This is a genomic window from Clostridium sp. (assembly GCF_029267215.1).
GTDB lineage: Bacteria > Bacillota > Clostridia > Clostridiales > Clostridiaceae > Sarcina.
Genome location: NZ_JARIDH010000032.1, coordinates 51,206 through 68,857, shown reverse-complemented (window position 1 = coordinate 68,857; position 17,652 = coordinate 51,206). Strand labels below are relative to the sequence as shown.

16 protein-coding genes and 1 riboswitch are annotated in these 17,652 nt (G+C 29.3%); of the genes, 14 read left to right on the top strand and 2 right to left on the bottom strand.

Going from position 1 to position 17,652, the window contains the following annotated elements:
- Window position 1: 1 nt before the first annotated feature.
- Window positions 2-1,927 (top strand): S8 family peptidase, encoded by a 1,926-nt coding sequence (locus tag Q1K13_RS05255; protein ID WP_300348227.1) that lies wholly within the window; start codon window positions 2-4, stop codon window positions 1,925-1,927.
- A 103-nt stretch (window positions 1,928-2,030) separates the two neighbouring features.
- A complete protein-coding gene (locus Q1K13_RS05250) occupies window positions 2,031-3,347 on the top strand; it encodes a peptidoglycan-binding domain-containing protein (protein WP_300348226.1) in 1,317 nt (438 codons plus the stop codon).
- Window positions 3,348-3,378: 31 nt separating this feature from the next.
- Here Q1K13_RS05250 and Q1K13_RS05245 read toward each other — a convergent pair whose 3' ends face one another.
- On the bottom strand, window positions 3,379-4,434 hold the full coding sequence (locus tag Q1K13_RS05245) for a YkvI family membrane protein (protein ID WP_300348280.1): 1,056 nt from the start codon (window positions 4,432-4,434) through the stop codon (window positions 3,379-3,381).
- Between the two features lie 157 nt (window positions 4,435-4,591).
- Here Q1K13_RS05245 and Q1K13_RS05240 point away from each other — a divergent pair, with 157 nt between their 5' ends.
- The 10 genes from Q1K13_RS05240 (at window position 4,592) to Q1K13_RS05195 (ending at window position 14,467) form a co-directional block, all read left to right on the top strand.
- Window positions 4,592-5,677 (top strand): hypothetical protein, encoded by a 1,086-nt coding sequence (locus Q1K13_RS05240; RefSeq protein WP_300348224.1) that lies wholly within the window; start codon window positions 4,592-4,594, stop codon window positions 5,675-5,677.
- Between the two features lie 121 nt (window positions 5,678-5,798).
- Complete coding sequence (gene mnmL / locus Q1K13_RS05235) at window positions 5,799-6,734, top strand: tRNA modification radical SAM protein MnmL/YtqA (protein WP_300348222.1); 936 nt, start codon at window positions 5,799-5,801, stop codon at window positions 6,732-6,734.
- Window positions 6,735-6,768: 34 nt separating this feature from the next.
- Entirely contained in the window at window positions 6,769-7,512 is a 744-nt protein-coding gene (locus tag Q1K13_RS05230; RefSeq protein ID WP_300348219.1) for a 2-phosphosulfolactate phosphatase family protein, read from the top strand.
- A gap of 187 nt (window positions 7,513-7,699) precedes the next feature.
- Window positions 7,700-8,134 (top strand): hypothetical protein, encoded by a 435-nt coding sequence (locus Q1K13_RS05225; RefSeq protein ID WP_300348218.1) that lies wholly within the window; start codon window positions 7,700-7,702, stop codon window positions 8,132-8,134.
- A gap of 253 nt (window positions 8,135-8,387) precedes the next feature.
- Complete coding sequence (locus tag Q1K13_RS05220) at window positions 8,388-9,095, top strand: MIP/aquaporin family protein (protein ID WP_300348216.1); 708 nt, start codon at window positions 8,388-8,390, stop codon at window positions 9,093-9,095.
- A 34-nt stretch (window positions 9,096-9,129) separates the two neighbouring features.
- On the top strand, window positions 9,130-9,690 hold the full coding sequence (locus tag Q1K13_RS05215; protein ID WP_300348215.1) for a glycerol-3-phosphate responsive antiterminator: 561 nt from the start codon (window positions 9,130-9,132) through the stop codon (window positions 9,688-9,690).
- Window positions 9,691-9,762: 72 nt separating this feature from the next.
- Window positions 9,763-11,265: a glycerol kinase GlpK gene (gene glpK, locus Q1K13_RS05210; protein ID WP_300348214.1), complete on the top strand. Its 1,503-nt coding sequence runs from the start codon at window positions 9,763-9,765 to the stop codon at window positions 11,263-11,265.
- 155 nt (window positions 11,266-11,420) lie between these two features.
- On the top strand, window positions 11,421-12,851 hold the full coding sequence (locus Q1K13_RS05205) for an NAD(P)/FAD-dependent oxidoreductase (RefSeq protein WP_300348211.1): 1,431 nt from the start codon (window positions 11,421-11,423) through the stop codon (window positions 12,849-12,851).
- A 12-nt stretch (window positions 12,852-12,863) separates the two neighbouring features.
- Window positions 12,864-14,117, top strand: coding sequence for an NAD(P)/FAD-dependent oxidoreductase (locus Q1K13_RS05200; protein ID WP_300348209.1), 1,254 nt, complete (start codon window positions 12,864-12,866; stop codon window positions 14,115-14,117).
- A gap of 2 nt (window positions 14,118-14,119) precedes the next feature.
- Window positions 14,120-14,467, top strand: coding sequence for a DUF1667 domain-containing protein (locus Q1K13_RS05195; RefSeq protein WP_300348207.1), 348 nt, complete (start codon window positions 14,120-14,122; stop codon window positions 14,465-14,467).
- A gap of 536 nt (window positions 14,468-15,003) precedes the next feature.
- On the opposite strand, the gene Q1K13_RS05190 is transcribed toward Q1K13_RS05195, so the two are convergent.
- On the bottom strand, window positions 15,004-16,179 hold the full coding sequence (locus Q1K13_RS05190) for a class I SAM-dependent rRNA methyltransferase (RefSeq protein ID WP_300348205.1): 1,176 nt from the start codon (window positions 16,177-16,179) through the stop codon (window positions 15,004-15,006).
- Between the two features lie 209 nt (window positions 16,180-16,388).
- Between Q1K13_RS05190 and Q1K13_RS05185 the strand changes: the two genes are divergently transcribed.
- Entirely contained in the window at window positions 16,389-16,700 is a 312-nt protein-coding gene (locus Q1K13_RS05185; RefSeq protein ID WP_300348202.1) for a hypothetical protein, read from the top strand.
- Window positions 16,701-16,747: 47 nt separating this feature from the next.
- Window positions 16,748-16,848, top strand: a riboswitch (TPP riboswitch).
- Window positions 16,849-16,989: 141 nt separating this feature from the next.
- Window positions 16,990-17,652 carry a thiaminase II gene (gene tenA, locus Q1K13_RS05180; protein ID WP_300348201.1) on the top strand — a complete coding sequence of 221 codons (663 nt, stop codon included), beginning with the start codon at window positions 16,990-16,992 and terminating at the stop codon, window positions 17,650-17,652.

Sequence of the window (17,652 nt, the reverse complement as noted above, 5' to 3'; positions counted from 1 at the left end):
CATGAAAAGAAATTTTAAATCAGAAAATTTTCTAGATGATTATAACAGGAAAGGTAATAGTGATTATAGAACTAATAGCAATGAATCTGAAAAGCAGGTAATTATAAATAAAGATAGCGAACAAGAAACAAATCAATTTAAAAATGAAGACAACAATGCAGATATTAATATAGATCAAAATAAAAAAAATATATTGACAGATTCAGAAGCTATGAATATTTTAGTTGAATATACTGGAGATATAAAAAGTGAGGTTAAAAATTTAGAGGGAGTTGACGTTTTTTTAATTGATGATACCTACGCAGTTTTATCTATGAAAGGCGTTGATTATGATGAAACTATTAATAAAATAAGTGGATTAGTTTTTATTGAGTTAGGAGGAATATATACTTTAAGTACAACGACACTTCTAGAATCATCAAAAGTACAGGCATTTCACAAAAATTCTTATTTAAAATTAACAGGTAAAGATGTAATTGTTGGAATAATAGACACAGGAATAGATTATCTTAATGAAGAATTTATGACTAATGATAGAAAAACCAGAATACTTAGAATATGGGATCAAGGAATTAATAAAGAAGGAAAATATCCTAAAGGGATTTCTTATGGAACTGAATATAATCAAAGTGAAATTCAATCTGCTATTGATTTATTTAAATCTGGAGGTGATCCATATAGTATAGTTGAATCTAGAGATGACTATGGTCATGGAACTGAAATGAGTTGTATTATTGCTGGGAGTGGAAAAGATAATGATTTGAAAGGAGTTGTACCAGAAGCAGATATTGCCATTGTTAAACTTGATGAAGCATTTAAAAAATACACTGATTATTTTTTTACTAAAGGAGATGGATTAAAGTATAGAAATATTGATATCCTATTAGCAATGAAATATCTCTATAATTTAAGCTTCGAGTATGATAAGCCCATAGTAATATATGTTCCAGTAGGAAGTAATTTTGGTGCTCATGATGGTACAAGTATTTTAGAAAGATATATAGATGAAATTTCTAATAAGAGAGGAGTGGCAGTTGTTGCATCCTCTGGAAATCAAGGAAACACAGATACCCATGCAGATGGAATAATAAGTGAAAGAGGAAAAAATAAAATGATAGAGCTTCAAGTTGGAGAAAAACAAGATGGGCTTATGATGATTATTCTTGGGTATAAGCCTGATAAATTTAGACTTTCAATAATATCTCCATCTGGAGAGATTATTGATAATGCAAATCCAATTCCTAATTATGGTGGAAAGAAGAAATTAGCTATTAAAAATGGATATAAGATAAGTTTTATATATGAGGGAACAATTATGGATATATTCTATGATTCACCAGATGAGTTGACTGGTGGGGAGAGAATAGTTATAAGAGCACAAAATTTAAAACCAGGAATATGGAGATTAAAATTAACAGGAGAATATATTGTTTATGGAAAGTTTGATGTATTTATACTTCAAAGAGAATTATTAGCTGAGGGAACAAAATTTTTAATGCCATCCCCATATACAACACTAACAATTCCAGGAGCATCAGAAAAAATGATAACTGTTGCATTTTATGATCAGAATAATAATACAATTGTTTCTGAATCAGGAAGAGGATATTCAAGAAATATGTTAGTTCAACCTATGATTGCAGCTGGTGGAGTGAATGCATTGACTATTAATAATAAAGGAGAAAAGGTTAGAGTAACAGGAGGAAGTGTGGCAGCAGCTGTTGTTACAGGGTGTTCAGCAATGCTTTTTCAATGGGGAATTGTTAATAATAATGATCCTACTTTATATGTTTCTAAGCTTCAAACATATTTGATGAGGGGTGCTGATACAAGAGAAGGGGATGTTTATCCAAATCAAGAATGGGGATATGGAACTATAAATATGGTTAAAGTTTTTAATAGTTTAAGAGCTAATAAATTATTTTAAAAAACATTAATTATATTTTATATTAGTAATATTCTTATATAATTAACAAATAGGAAAAGAGGTTCATAAAATATAAGGAATTAATAAAAATAGGAGAATTTTTATGACATTAGGCGGATTGAAAGTTCAATGTTTTAGTGAAGAGAAAAAATATTTACCTATTGATAAATGTAAGGTTAAAATAACGCCAACTGGGGAAGATGGTGTTGCTTTAGGAAAAACTACAGAATTGTATACTGATGGAACAGGAACTACTGATACTATTGACCTAGATGCACCATCTATTGATAATTCAAATGAACCAGGTAAAGTGCCATATAGCTTTGCTGATGTTATTGTTGAAAGAGCAGGATTTTTACCTGTACTTATAAAAGGGGTTCAAATTTATCCATCAAGAATTGCACTTCAAGATATACAACTTAAATCATCAAGAGGAACATATAGAGATGGAGAAGTTATAGATATACAAGCTAACAGGTTAGTTGGTAATTATCCTCCTAAAATTCCTGAGGCTGAAGAAAAAGAATTACCTCCACCAAAGGGAACTGTTGTTTTATCACAGCCAGTAGTTCCAGAATATATTGTAGTTCACAATGGAAGGCCTAATGATAACTCAGCTACTAATTATAAGGTGCCTTATAAGGATTATATTAAGAATGTTGCATCTTGTGAGATTTTTTCAACTTGGTCTGAGAATACAATAAGAGCCAATGTTTATGCAATAGTTTCTTTCACTTTAAATAGAATATATACTGAGTGGTATAGAGGAAAAGGAAAGAATTTTGATATAACAAATTCAACAGCTTTTGACCATGCATTTAATTACGGAAGAAATTTTTATGACAATATAAGTAGAATAGTAGATGAAATTTTTTCAACATATATGAAGAGATTTGAAGCTAAACAACCTCTTTTATCACAGTATTGTGATGGGGTGAATGTTCAGTGTCCTGGATGGATGACACAGTGGGGAAGTAAATATTTAGGGGATGAAGGAAAGGCACCTTATGAAATTTTAACCTCTTTTTATGGTGATAACTTAGAATTGGAAACAGCTAAAAAGGTGAAAGGAAGTCCAAAATCATTTCCAGGATATATATTGAAAGTTGGTTCAAGTGGTGAGGCAGTAAGGATTATACAAGAACAGTTAAATTCAATATCAAAGGCTTATCCATTAATTCCTAAGGTTGCTGTTGATGGAATTTTTGGAGAGAAGACAAGAGAATCGGTTAAGATTTTCCAAAAAATATTTAACCTTTCTAAAACAGGAGAAGTTGACTATTCAACTTGGTATAAAATATCTAGTATTTTTGTTGCAGTGACTAAGATAGCAGAGCTTAGAGCTAGTGTGGATAAGAAAATTTTCTATCCACCAACAATTGCAGATAGAAAGAGCAATGTACCAAAAATACTTTATTAAATATAGAAATAGGAGAGCAATCTAAGCTCTCCTATTTTTCTTTGAATTTAAAAAAGTAATAGTGTATGCATTGAACTATGAAAACTAAGCTAAGTACTCCAAACATAGGATATAGTGTTGCAATTAAATTTGAGAAGCCTATTAATGATATTGGTAAAGCAACCATTAAAACTAGGAATATTGCTTTCTTATAGTTTATTTTAAAAGTTTCACTCATAGTCTTACTTATGGAGTAAACATCTGAAACTTCAGTTGAGAACATCTCAGCTAAAATAATCATAAGTAGCATTATTTGAAGAGGCTTACCAAATCTATTAGCAATATAAAGAAGTGGAATTTCATATTGGAATATTTGAGGTTGGTTTACCATAAGCATAGCATTTATGAAAATACATATTACTGTAAGTAAAATAGCACCTAAAATAATTCCTCTAGTCATTATTTTTTTATTTTTAATTTCATTACTAAGTGGAACAATTACTCCACAACAACAAAGAATATTGTAACCACCATAGAGAATTCCAGAGGTAAAAAATCCTTTAGAAAGCTTAGGCTTAGCTGACATTAAGGAATTTATAGTAATAGGGTCATTTGAAAAGAGAACATATAGGATCATCAATGTAGTTATTATAATTATTAATGATGGAACTATTATTGAGTTTATTTCCACAAGACCTTCTGTTCCCCTAAGTAATATCAAAGAGGATATTAATGCCATGATTAATGAACCTATTATATTAGGAATTCCAAAGTATTGATTAAGTAAAGCACCACTACCAGCTAATATTATTGATGCACTTGATATTAAATAAAGAGTTGTTATTATTCCAGTTAGTTTACCTAGAATATTAGGACTAACAACATTTATAACTTTACTATAGGAAGTTAAGTTATTTTTCATACTTATTCTAGAAATTATGTTGCAAAGAATAATATAGAAAACTCCTGTCATTAAAATTGATAAAAAACTTTTATAGCCATAGACAGTGAAGAAGTTTGTTATCTCCTTACCAGATGCTAGTCCAGCACCTACAATTGTTCCAATAAAAACAAAAGCTACCTGAAAAATTTTGATTAAATCATTTATTTTAATCACCTCCATAACTAAATATATAAATTGAAAAGTTACTTTATTCTCATTTAATTAGTAAAAATTATGTGGAATAAAAGACTTAATAATTAATACTTTTGTTGTATTTGGAAAACCTAAAATAAGTATCATTTTTAGGTTGGGAGTGATTTTAGTGAGAAAAAAATTGATTTGTGTATTTTTTTCTTTAATAACTTTTTTGTCAGTTGGATGTAGAAGTAATAATTCGGGATATAAAAGTGAGGAAGAATTTAATAAGAGTGTTAAAAGTATCTATTTTAATAATGAATATGCAATGGGGGTAGCTAAAAAATATATGGAAGCATTGAAAAGTTCAGATTTAAATACAATAAGATGGTTATCAATAGAAGAGATTGATGAGAATATAATAATACCTCCAAGTGGAGAGGTTGTTGTAACAGGGATTAAAGAAGAAGGTGTTTCACAAATGGGTGGAAAAGCTGTTTTTAAATATGATGTTACAAGGGCTAAGGATGGGGAACCTAGAGCATATTTAGAAGAATATTATTTAGAGATTGATAAAACACCAGATGAGGAATATAAGGTATCAATGCTAAAAGCAGTACAAAAATATAATATTTTTAAAGAGAATGAAAAGCTTAAAATAAGAAAAGAGGATGATGTAAAGATAAACACATTAATAGAACTAGATAATATTCCAGATAGAGCGTATCCTAAGGTTAATGTTATAGATATAGCTAAAGTTGATGTTCCGAAGGATGATTTTTCAGCAATTGGATTATCTTTTACTGGAGAAAAAGTAGCCATATCAACTTATTCAGGAGATAAATCTTATATAGGAGTCCTTGATGTTGAAGATTCCAAAAGTACATCCACAAAAGAGGGAGAAGATGAAGGAAAAAAAGAAAAAAAGGATGATAATGATAAAATAGTAGGTAAGAAAATTGTTACATTAGATATTTTAGAAGGTGCATCTATTAAAAGTTTGAATTTCTCTGATGATGAGGGGTATATAGTTGTTAATTACGAAAAAGATGGTGCTAGAAGATTTAAGGTTTATAAAAGTGGAGGCGATATTGTTGCCTTAGAACTTGACGATATTTTTTCAGAAAAAGCATATAACTTAGTTTATGAGAAAATACAGGATAATAGCATTATGATGGAAGTTATTCCTTTAGAAAGTGGAGAAAAAACAGATGCTGGTTTAACTGGAAAGTATAAAATATCTTTAAAAGATTTTAAACTACAAAAATTATAGTATAATAATATAATGGTTAATCATAGATAGTGTATTTATGATTAACTTTTTTTATTTGGCTAGAAAAATATGTTTAAAGCTAAGTATTTATTAAATTTGATTTTATGAAAAGGTGATATACATGGAAAAAAGAAAAATGTGGGGAGATAAAAGATATAATACCCTAAATAGATTTTTAAGAGAAAAGTTTGGAGAAAAAGTTTTTAAGATAAGCTTAGATGGTGGATTCACTTGTCCAAATAGAGATGGAAAAGTAGCAAGAGGTGGATGTACATTTTGTAGTTCAAGTGGTTCAGGAGATTATGCTGGATCAAGAGCCTTAAGTATAGGAACTCAGTTTGATAATGTAAAAGAGATGATGAATAAGAAGTGGAAAGAAGGAAAGTATATAGCATATTTCCAAGCTTACACAAATACATATGCACCAGTAGATGAGTTAAGAAGAAAATATGAAGAAGCTATAAATAAAGAGGGTGTTGTTGCATTGGCAATAGGAACAAGACCAGACTGTATTAATGAGGAAGTTTTAGATTTATTAGCTGAGATGAATGAGAAAGTTTATACTTGGGTAGAACTTGGACTTCAAACAATTCACAATGAGAGTGCAAGACATTTTAATAGAGGATATGATTTAGAAGTATTTGATAAGGCTATGGAAGGATTAAAAAGCAGAGGAATAGATACTGTTGTCCACTGTATATTTGGTCTTCCAGGAGAAACTAAGGAAATGATGCTTGAAACTGTTGATTATGTTGCAAGATGTGGAGCACAAGGTATTAAATTTCATTTACTTCACTTAATGGAAGGTACTAGAATGGTTAAGGATTATGAAGATGGTACTTTAAAATTTTTAACTCAAGAAGAATATATAGATTTAATTTGTGAAGGTGTAAGTAGGATTCCTCAAAATATGGTTGTGCATAGATTAACAGGGGATGCACCAAGAAAACTTCTTATAGGACCAATGTGGAGTTTGAAAAAATGGGAAGTTTTAAATGCTATAGATAAGGCTTTAGAAGATAATGATATTTATCAAGGAAAGAATTTTAAGGAGTAATTTGTTTTAAAACTAAAAAAAGGTGGGGGAAATTATGAAAATTGATGTTATAATTTCAGCTAATCATATAGATGAAGAAAGTTTAAAAGGAAAGGTTGCTGTGGTTATAGATATGTTAAGAGCTACATCTGTAATCACAACAGCCATAGCTAATGGGGCGAAGAAAGTAATTCCAGTTGTTAGTGTAGAGAAGGCTTTTGAGAAAGCTGAAGAACTTAAAGCTAGAGGAGAAGAAGTTTTACTTGGAGGAGAAAGAAATGCATTAAAAATAGAAGGATTTGATTTTTCTAACTCACCATTAGAATTTAAAAAGGATATTGTAGATGGTAAGAATGTTATAATGACTACTACTAATGGAACAAGAGCTTTAAATCTTTGTTGTAAGGCAGATAAAGTTATTGTTGCATCTATTCTTAATGGACAAGCTGTTGCAGAATATTTAAAAGATGAAAAAAAGGAAATAGTATTTGTAAATTCAGGTACAAATGGAGAGTTTTCAAGTGATGATTTTATTTGTGCAGGATATATGATAAGTGAATTATCAAAGCTTTGTGAAATAGAACTTACTGATATAGCTAAAACAGCTAAATATGTTTACGATAATAATGAAGATATAACTAGTTTTATAAAAGATGCAAAGCATTATCATATACTTAAAAATTTAGGATTAGAATCTGATTTAGATTATTGTGTAACTAAGGATATAACTGATTTAGTATTAGAATTCAAAAATGGTGAAATAAATAAAATAAATACCAATGTACAATTTTGTTGTTAAATTGAATTATTGATTTTTTTTAATATTTTTAAATATCTTTTTTTATTTTAGTGTATTTATATATTTTTTAACGTTAATATTATTTTAAATATATTAATAAATACTTAAAAATAAAATTCTTGTATAAGAATTAATAGAAATATATTATGAAAATATAAGTACATATTTATAAGAGGGAGAATTTAAAATGAAGAAAAAATTATTGATAGTTTTAGTTACTGCAATATTTGGATTACAGTTAGTTGGATGTAGTAATTCAGTTGAAAATACAAGAGATAACACAGTAAATAAAGAAGTAACATCTGATAGTAAAAATGTTGTTCATAATGATGGCTTGACTGAAGATTTAGCTGATGTGTATTTAGATATTAGAGAAGAATATTTAGAAGTAACAAAAGATAAAGATATGAATGATTGGAATGAAGCTAAAAGAGAAGCTTATGATGACTTAAATAAGATAAAAGCTAGAGCAACTAAAGAAGACAATAATATAAATCAATCAATAAATGATATTGAAGAATTAATAACTAAATACCAAAATAATTTAGATGGTAAAATGAAAGATTTAACAGAAATACAAAATTTGGAGGGAAAAATTAAAAAAATATTATTTAATAAATAATTCTTTTAAGAATTTTAAATAAAAATGCTAATATTAAGCATTTTTATTTTTTTAGTAAAAAAATATATATTTTCAATTCATTGAAAACAATTACATTGGATGTTATAATTAGAAACATAATTTAATATACATATAAATATATTTACTTATACGAGTTCATCTAAAGTTTTAATTAAAAAGAATCTAGTATGTAGCTTTACCTATTTTTATTTTGCTTTTAAATTAAAAATTATATTTCAGGTGGTGGATATTTATGTTAAATCAGTTTTGGGCTGAATTAGTAGGAACTGCTCTTTTGATATTACTAGGAGATGGAGTTGTTGCTAATGTAGTTCTGAAAAAAACGAAAGGACATAATGCAGGACTTATTGTTATTACTGTTGGATGGGCTATTGCTGTTGCGATTCCAGTATATATTTTTGCAAGGGTAAGTGGTGCTGTATTTAACCCAGCTATTACTATTGCATTAGCTATTACTGGAGGATTAACTTTAAAACAAGTTATAGTATTTTGTATTGCTCAGTTTATAGGCGCATTTATAGGAGCTGTACTTGTTTACTTAACTTATCATGATTATTTTGATAGTACAGAGGATAAAGATGCTAAATTAGGAACTTTTTGTACTATACCAGCAATAAGAAATTATAAATCTAATTTGTTTGTTGAATTTATAGGAACTTTTGTATTGATGTTTTGCATTTTAGGTTTAGGAGATTCTAAAATGGTAGATGGTATTAGTCCAATAGCTGTTGGTTTATTAATTTTAGTAATAGGTGTATCTTTAGGTGGACCTACTGGATATGCTATAAACCCAGCAAGAGATTTTTCACCTAGACTTGCACATTTCTTACTTCCTATAAAAGGAAAAAGAGATTCTGACTGGTCTTATTCATGGATACCAATAGTTGGACCAATTCTTGGAGCAATAGCAGGAGCTTTAGTATATACAAGTATATTTTAAATTATAATTAGACAGTTTTGAGGAGGCTATTTAAATGCTAAATTTTAAAAGGGTACTCGAGGATAACCCTATTGTTGCGGCTGTTAAAGATATGGAGCAACTAGATAAAGCTTTAGAGAATGAGGTTGATGTTATCTTTGTTTTGTTTGGTAACTTATTAGATATAACAGAGATTTCTAATAAAATTTATGAAAAAAATAAAATTGGTATATTACATGTTGATTTAGTAGATGGATTAAGTAATAAAGAGATTGTTCTTGAATATTTAAAAGAGAAAACGAAATTTCATGGAATAATAAGCACTAAATCACAAACTGTAAAAAACGCAAAAAAATTAGGTTTAATAGCTATTCAAAGAGTATTCATTTTAGATAGTCTTTCATTTAAAAGTACAAAAAATCATTTAGTAGATGAATGTGATGCTGTAGAGATGTTACCAGGTTTGTTATTTAAAGTAATTAATGAATTATCTAAAACAATAAATAAACCATTAATAGTTGGTGGTCTTATTTCTGATAAAGAAGATGTCGTTGAAGCTTTAAAATCTGGAGCTACTTGTGTATCAACAACTAAAGAAAAACTTTGGAATGTGTAAAATTAAAAAAAAGGATTTTTTTGGAAATTGAAGGTATAATAATTAGTTATAATTTTTATGAGGTGTGAATTTATGAAAAAATATATAGTAGCTTTGGATCAAGGAACTACAAGTTCAAGAGCAATAATATTTGATCAAGATCAAAATATTCTTGGAATTAGTCAAAAGGAATTTAGACAAATTTACCCTAGAGAAGGCTGGGTTGAACATGACCCAATGGAAATATGGGCAACTCAATATGGGGTTCTTCAAGAGGTTATGGCTAAATGCAATATAACACAGGAAAATATAGCTGGTATTGGAATTACCAATCAGAGAGAAACAACAATAATATGGGATAAAAATACTGGGGTTCCTATATACAATGCAATAGTTTGGCAGTGTAGAAGAACGGCTGATATATGTGATGAATTAAAAAAAGTTGAAGGTCTTGATGAATATGTAAAAGATAATACTGGTTTATTAATTGATGCTTATTTTTCAGGAACAAAAATAAAATGGATATTAGATCATGTTGAAGGAGCTAGAGAAAAGGCTGAGAAAGGTGATCTTTTATTTGGAACAGTTGATACTTGGCTTATTTGGAAACTTACAAATGGAAAAGTTCACATAACCGATTACACAAATGCTTCTAGAACAATGATATTTAACATAAAAACTCTTCAATGGGATGAAAGAATGTTAAAGGAATTAAACATTCCTAAAAATATACTGCCTGAGGTTAGAAATTCATCAGAAATTTATGGATACGCAAACCTTGGAACAAAAGGTGGAATAAGGGTTCCGATAGCGGGGATAGCAGGAGACCAGCAGGCTGCCTTATTTGGACAAGCTGCCTTTAATAAAGGAGATGTTAAAAATACCTATGGAACAGGTTGCTTCTTACTTATGAATACTGGGGATGAACCTGTTAAAAGTAAATCAGGTCTTTTAACAACAATTGCAATTGGATTAGATGGAAAGGTTCAATATGCTTTAGAAGGTTCAGTTTTCGTTGGAGGAGCTGTTATTCAATGGCTTAGAGATGAGTTAAGAATAGTAAGTGATTCAAGTGATACTGAATATTTTGCAAAAAAAGTAGAAGATAATGGTGGAGTATATGTAGTTCCAGCCTTTGTAGGTCTTGGAGCACCTTATTGGGATATGTATGCTCGTGGAACTATTGTTGGATTAACACGTGGAACTAATAGAAATCATATAATAAGAGCAGCCTTAGAATCTATTGCATATCAAACTAGAGATGTATTAGAGGCTATGGTTAATGATGTTGGATATGATATAAATTCTATAAAAGTTGATGGAGGAGCTAGTAGAAATAATTTCTTAATGCAATTCCAAGCAGATTTAGTTGGTAAAAAGGTTACCAAACCTATAATTATTGAAACAACAGCACTAGGGGCTGCATATCTTGCTGGGCTAGCTGTGGGATATTGGAAAGATAAAGAGGAAATATCTAAGTTCTGGTATGCTGGTGAAGAATTTACACCAAGTATTTCTGATGAATTAAGAGATAAATATTATGAAAAATGGAAAAAAGCCATTGAAAGATCAAAAAGATGGGCAATTGAAGATTAGGTATGGTAACATTTACAAAAGTGTGATATAATATATTTAACTTAATAAAAAATTTATGAATTTTGTGTAGAAGAGAAAGAGAGTAAACACAAAAGAGGTATTTTTATGCCTTTTTTGAGTGGACTCTCTTATTTTTATAAAAGGAGCGATATTTAATGATTTATGATGTAGCAATTATTGGTTCAGGTGTTGCAGGAAATGCCATATTTAGAGAATTAACAAAATATAATTTAAAAGTTGTTTCATTAGAAAAAGAAAATGATGTTTCAATGGGGGCTTCTAAGGCAAACTCTGCAATTGTACATGCTGGATATGATCCAGAGCCAGGTACATTAATGGCTAAGTATAATGTAGAAGGTAATAAAATGTTTGAAAAACTTTGTAGTGATTTATCTGTTCCTTTTAAGAAAAATGGATCACTTATAATAGGTTTTGATGAAGAGGATAAAAAAGAATTAGAGCTTTTATATAATAGAGGAATTGAAAATGGAGTAGAGGGAGCAAGACTTTTAACAAAAGAAGAGGTTTTAGAAATGGAACCTAATCTTAGTGAGAAAGTTGAATGTGCTTTATATTATCCAACAGGTGGAATAGTTGGTGCTTATGAATTTACTACTGCTTTAGCTGAGAATGCAGTTGAAAATGGTGGAGAAATAAGACTTAATTCTAAAGTTGTAGGAATTGAGAAAAATGATAATTTTAAAATCACTTTAGAAAATGGAGATGAGATAGAAGCTAAATTTGTTGTAAATGCAGCTGGAATTCATGCAGACGAAATTCACAATCTTGTTTGTAAAGAAGCTTTCAAAATAACTCCTAGAAAAGGAGAATACTTTGTTTTAGATAAAAGCCAAGGAAGTTTGTTTACTAAAACAATTTTCCAATGTCCAACTAAACTTGGAAAAGGAGTTTTGGTTACTCCAACTGTCCATGGAAACTTATTAGTAGGTCCTGATGCTATCAATACTCATGATAAGGAATCAGTTTCTACTGAATTAGATGGACTAAACAAGGTTAGAGAAATTTCTTTAAAAACAACTAATGCTGTGAATTTTAGAGATAATATTAGAAACTTTGCAGGACTTCGTGCTATATCTGATGCACCAGATTTCATAATTGGAGAAGCTGAGGATGTTACAGGATTCTTTGATGTTGCTGGTATAAAATCACCAGGATTAAGTTCAGCACCTGCAATCGCAGTTGATGTGGTAAGAATGTTAGGAGAAAGTGGTTTATCTTTAGATAAAAAAGAAAACTTTATAGAAAAAAGAGAGCAAGTTCATTTTATTGATCTTTCACCAAAAGAAAAGGCTGAGATGATTAAGAAAGATAATAGATATGGAAGAATAATTTGTAGATGTGAAAATATCACAGAGGGTGAGATTGTAGATAGTATAAATAGAACATTAGGTGCAAGAACAGTAGACGGTGTCAAAAGAAGATGTAGACCAGGTTGTGGAAGATGTCAAGGTGGATTCTGCGGACCAAGAGTTCAGGAGATAATAGCTCGTGAAACAGGAACAAACATAGAGGATATTCTTTTAGATAAAAAAGGCTCATATATAATAAGCGGAAAAACAAAGTAGGAGGGTTTAGTTATGAAGTATGATTTAGTAGTTGTAGGTGGAGGTCCAGCAGGATTAGCAGCAGCATACGAAGCTTATGAGAATGGAATAGAAAAGATTTTAATAATAGAAAGAGATAAAGAACTAGGTGGGATCTTAAATCAGTGTATTCATAACGGATTTGGCCTTCATACTTTCAAAGAAGAACTTACAGGACCTGAGTATGCAGGTAGATTTATTGAAATGGTTGAAAAAACTAATGTTGAAATAATGTTAGATACAATGGTTTTAGAAATAGAAGATAAAATTGTACATGCTATAAATAGTGAAAGAGGATATTTAACAATTGAAGCCGATGCTATTGTACTTGCTATGGGATGTAGAGAAAGAACAAGAGGTGCCATAAGCATTCCAGGAGATAGATCATCTGGAATATTTACAGCAGGGGCTGCACAAAGATTTATAAATATGGAAGGATATATGGTTGGTAAGAAAGTTGTTATTCTAGGATCAGGAGATATAGGTCTTATAATGGCTAGAAGAATGACTTTAGAAGGGGCAGAAGTTAAAGCTGTTGTTGAACTTATGCCTTATTCAAATGGATTAACTAGAAATATAGTTCAATGTTTAGAAGATTACAATATTCCACTTTTCCTTTCACATACAGTTGTTGATGTTAAAGGTGATGGAAGATTAGAAAAAGTAATCATAGCTAAGGTTGATGAAAATAGACAACCAATTAAAGGAACTGAGATAGAGTTTGATGTTGATACATTATTATTATCAGTTGGATTAATACCAGAAAATGAACTTTCTAAAAATGCAGGGGTTGAATTAGATAGAAGAACTAATGGACTTGTTGTTTCAGAAAGCATGGAAACAAACAAAGAAGGAATATTTGCTTGTGGTAATGTTGTTCACGTTCATGACTTAGTTGACTTTGTTACTGAGGAATCTAAAAATGCAGGAAGAAATGCTGCTAAATATATAAAAGGTAAGAAGAGAGCTAATAACTTTATTGAAATTAAAAATGGAGAGAATATAAGTTACACAGTTCCTCAAAAATTTGAACTTGAATCTTTAGATGGAAATTTAAATGTGTTTATGAGAGTTAGAAACGTATTTAAAGATAAGAGAATTGTTGTTAGAGATGAGGAAGATAATATAATCCAAAGTTTTAAAAAGCCTCATGTTGTGCCTGCTGAAATGGAGAGAATATTAATTCTTAAGGATAAGCTTAAAGATGCTAAAGGAACAATAACAATTTCATTAGAGGATGGTGAATAAAAATGGTAAAAGAGTTAATTTGCATAGTATGTCCAAAAGGATGTCATTTAAAAGTTGATACAGATTTAGAAGAAGTAACAGGTAATACTTGTAAAAGAGGAGAAATCTACGGATTAAATGAGGTTAAAAATCCAACTAGAGTTGTTACTTCAACTGTTAAAATAGAAGGATGCGAAAATAGAGTTATTCCAGTTAAGACAGAAGAACCTATTCCAAAAGGAATGATATTTGATGTTATGAAAGAAATAAATAGTGTTTCTGCTAAAATACCAGTTAAGATTGGTGAGGTTGTAATAACAAATGTTTTAGGAACTGGAGTTAATGTAGTAGCAACTAAAACTATTATATAAATAGTTAATAATTCTAAAAAGTTATCATTGATAATTTTATTAGTTAATTTAAATATTAAAATCAACCTAAAAGAAAGGTATGTACTTTTTAAAATACATACCTTTCTTTTTTACATCTAATATTATATGTACATTAATTAGGATAGAATATTCCTAACTATATTTATAGCATAGAAAAAACAAAATAATAAATTGATTATGACCATATTTATGAGTGTATGCCATTTATGTAAAGCACCTCATGATAATAATTAATTAATATTTTTTATAGATACTATACCTATAAAATTTAGAGTGTATTCCATTTGTGTAAAGAATTTCTTTATTTATAAGTTTTAGTATGCTTTTTATTTTCTTGCTATATTATTATATTAACCAATATTGTTTTTTATATTCATTAAAATTCAAATAAATTTTAAAGTAAGGCTCTGTTTTAAACTAGTGTTAATTTTAGATATAACTTTTTGACAATTTTAATAAGTAGGTCTGAAGGGATAGCTAAAATTAACACTCTATTAAGACAGAGCCTGAATTTCCTAGAATACTTGGAATATGAAGAATTTTAAGTAGTATGATTCATCAGAATTCCAAAGTATTGGATGGTCTGAGCTTTGAGTTCTAACTTCTATTTGTCTTAAAGTTCTTCTGGCATCGTGAGCAGCCTCAGCAACGGTTTTCTTTAATTGTTCTTCATCCATGTAATGAGAACATGAACAAGTTGCAAAGTATCCTCCTTCTTTAACCATTTTTATTCCTCTAAGATTTATTTCTTTATATCCTCTTATTGCTTGTTTAACAGTATTTCTTGATTTTGTGAAAGCTGGTGGGTCTAAGATAACAACATCAAATTGTTTTCCTTCTCTTGACCAATCTCCTAAAACATCAAATGCATTGTGCTTTTCAAATTTAACCCTATCTTGAAGATTGTTAAGTTCAGCATTTCTTGTAGCACAATCAACGGCATGTTGAGAAACATCTATTCCTAAAACAGACTTAGCCCCTGCAATACCTGCATTTAATGCAAATGAACCAGTGTGAGTGAAACAATCTAAAACATCTTTGTCCTTACAAATTCTATGCATAGCAGCTCTATTTTCTTTTTGATCTAAGAAGAAACCAGTTTTTTGACCATTTTCAAGGTCAACTATGTATTTAACTCCATTTTCAACTATTTGTACGTTTGTATCAAATGGTTCTGTTAAGAATCCTTTAGTTTGCTCTAATCCTTCTATTTCTCTAGTTTTTATGTCACTTCTTTCATAAACACCTTTAGCACCGTACTCTTCAACTAGGATTTTAACAACTAAATCTCTGTATTTATCCATTCCTAAAGTTGATATTTGAATTACATAGTAATCTTCAAACTTATCAACTGTTAAACCAGGAAGAAAATCAGCTTCTCCGAAGATGAATCTACATGATGATGTATCTATAACTCTTTGTCTATATTCCCAGGCAGTTTGGAATCTTCTTTTAAAGAATTCTTCATTAATTTCTTCATCTATATTTCTAGTCATTATTCTTATAGTTATTTTACTTTTGTCATTTATGTATCCTTTTCCTATGAAATAACCTTTATGATTGTAAACCTCAACTATATCTCCGTTTTCATAGTCTCCATCATATTCATTTATTTCATCAATGTAAATCCAAGGTCTACCTTGTTCAGCTTTTTTATTTTTGCCTTTGTGTAAATAAAACTTACTTGCCATTAAAATAGCTCCTTCCAAAATAATTCTTATAAGATTATAACACATAATAAGAGGTTCAAGTAAAGTAAAGATAAGGTTTAAAAGATATTCTTCAAATATTATTAGAAATAAAAATAATATAAATTTAAAACAAAATTTGAAATTTAAGAAGAGAAATTTAAGAGTCTGCATATATATTTTAAGAGAGTAATTTTAAGGACTGAATAAATTTGATAAAAGCCATAGTTATTCCAACACCAAAAAGATTAAAAAAATACATAAAAGAGAATGATTTTAAAAATAAGGTAAAATCTTTTGTAACACCAGAAAGAACAGTAATATATGGAGCTATAGGAACTGGCGTGACAATAATTTCCTTAAGTGATGCGCCAGCAAAACCTTTTGTAATAGGAAGTTTGATTTATCATGGTGTTGCTTATGAAATTTTAGAAAAATGGTATGATGAATATGGTGATGATGATGAAATAAGAAAGATGATGATGGATAAAAATTATTGGAATCACTTTCATTTTATGATTTAGAATTAAAAATGGAATTTATTATTAAAAAAAGGTATAATTATTATAAACTTTATAGCTAGGGGTGCCTTTGGCTGAGAAATAACTTTGGTTATTAACCCTTAAACCTGATCTGGATAATACCAGCGTAGGAAAGCCTGTGGAAAGTTTTATAATAGTAATTTACTTATTAGATTATAGACTTTGTATATTAGCTACATCCTACTTTGGATGTAGCTTTTTTTATAATTGGGGGCAATCCTTATTTAAGCTATTAAAAGTTTAATCAAAAAAGAATAGAGGAGAGGCTAAAATGAGATTTACAGAAGAACTACTAAAAGAGGCTATGCCAATATGGGAGAAATATTTAGAACATCCATTCATAAAAGAAATTGGAGAAGGAACTTTAAATAAGGATAAGTTTAGGGAGTATTTAGTTCAAGATTATCTTTATTTAAAAGAATATGCAAAAGTTTTTTGTGCAGGAGTAGTGAAAGCTAAAACAATGGAAGAAATGAGATTCTTCTATAATTCAACAAAGGGAACAATGGAAGATGAAACTGCAGTACATATTGAATATTTAAAGGATTTTGGAATATCAGAACGTGATGCTGAAAATAGGAAGTATAAATCAACAACTATAAATTATACAAGTTATATGCAAGGAATAGCTTTAACAGGAGATTTGGCTGATATTGCTATCTCAACTCTTCCATGTACTTGGAGTTATAGTTTTATAGGTAGACATATTGCTGAAAAATATAAGGATAAATTAGAAGGGAATTTCTTTAGACCTTGGATTGATGAGTATTCTGCACAGGGATTTACTGATTTTACAGAAGATTGGTTAGAATATGTGGATAAGACTTGTTCTAATTTATCAAGAGAGAAAAAAGAAAGATTAATAGATATATTTAAGAGGGCAAGTTTATACGAATTAGACTTCTGGAATATGGCATATGAAGAAGGTGAATAA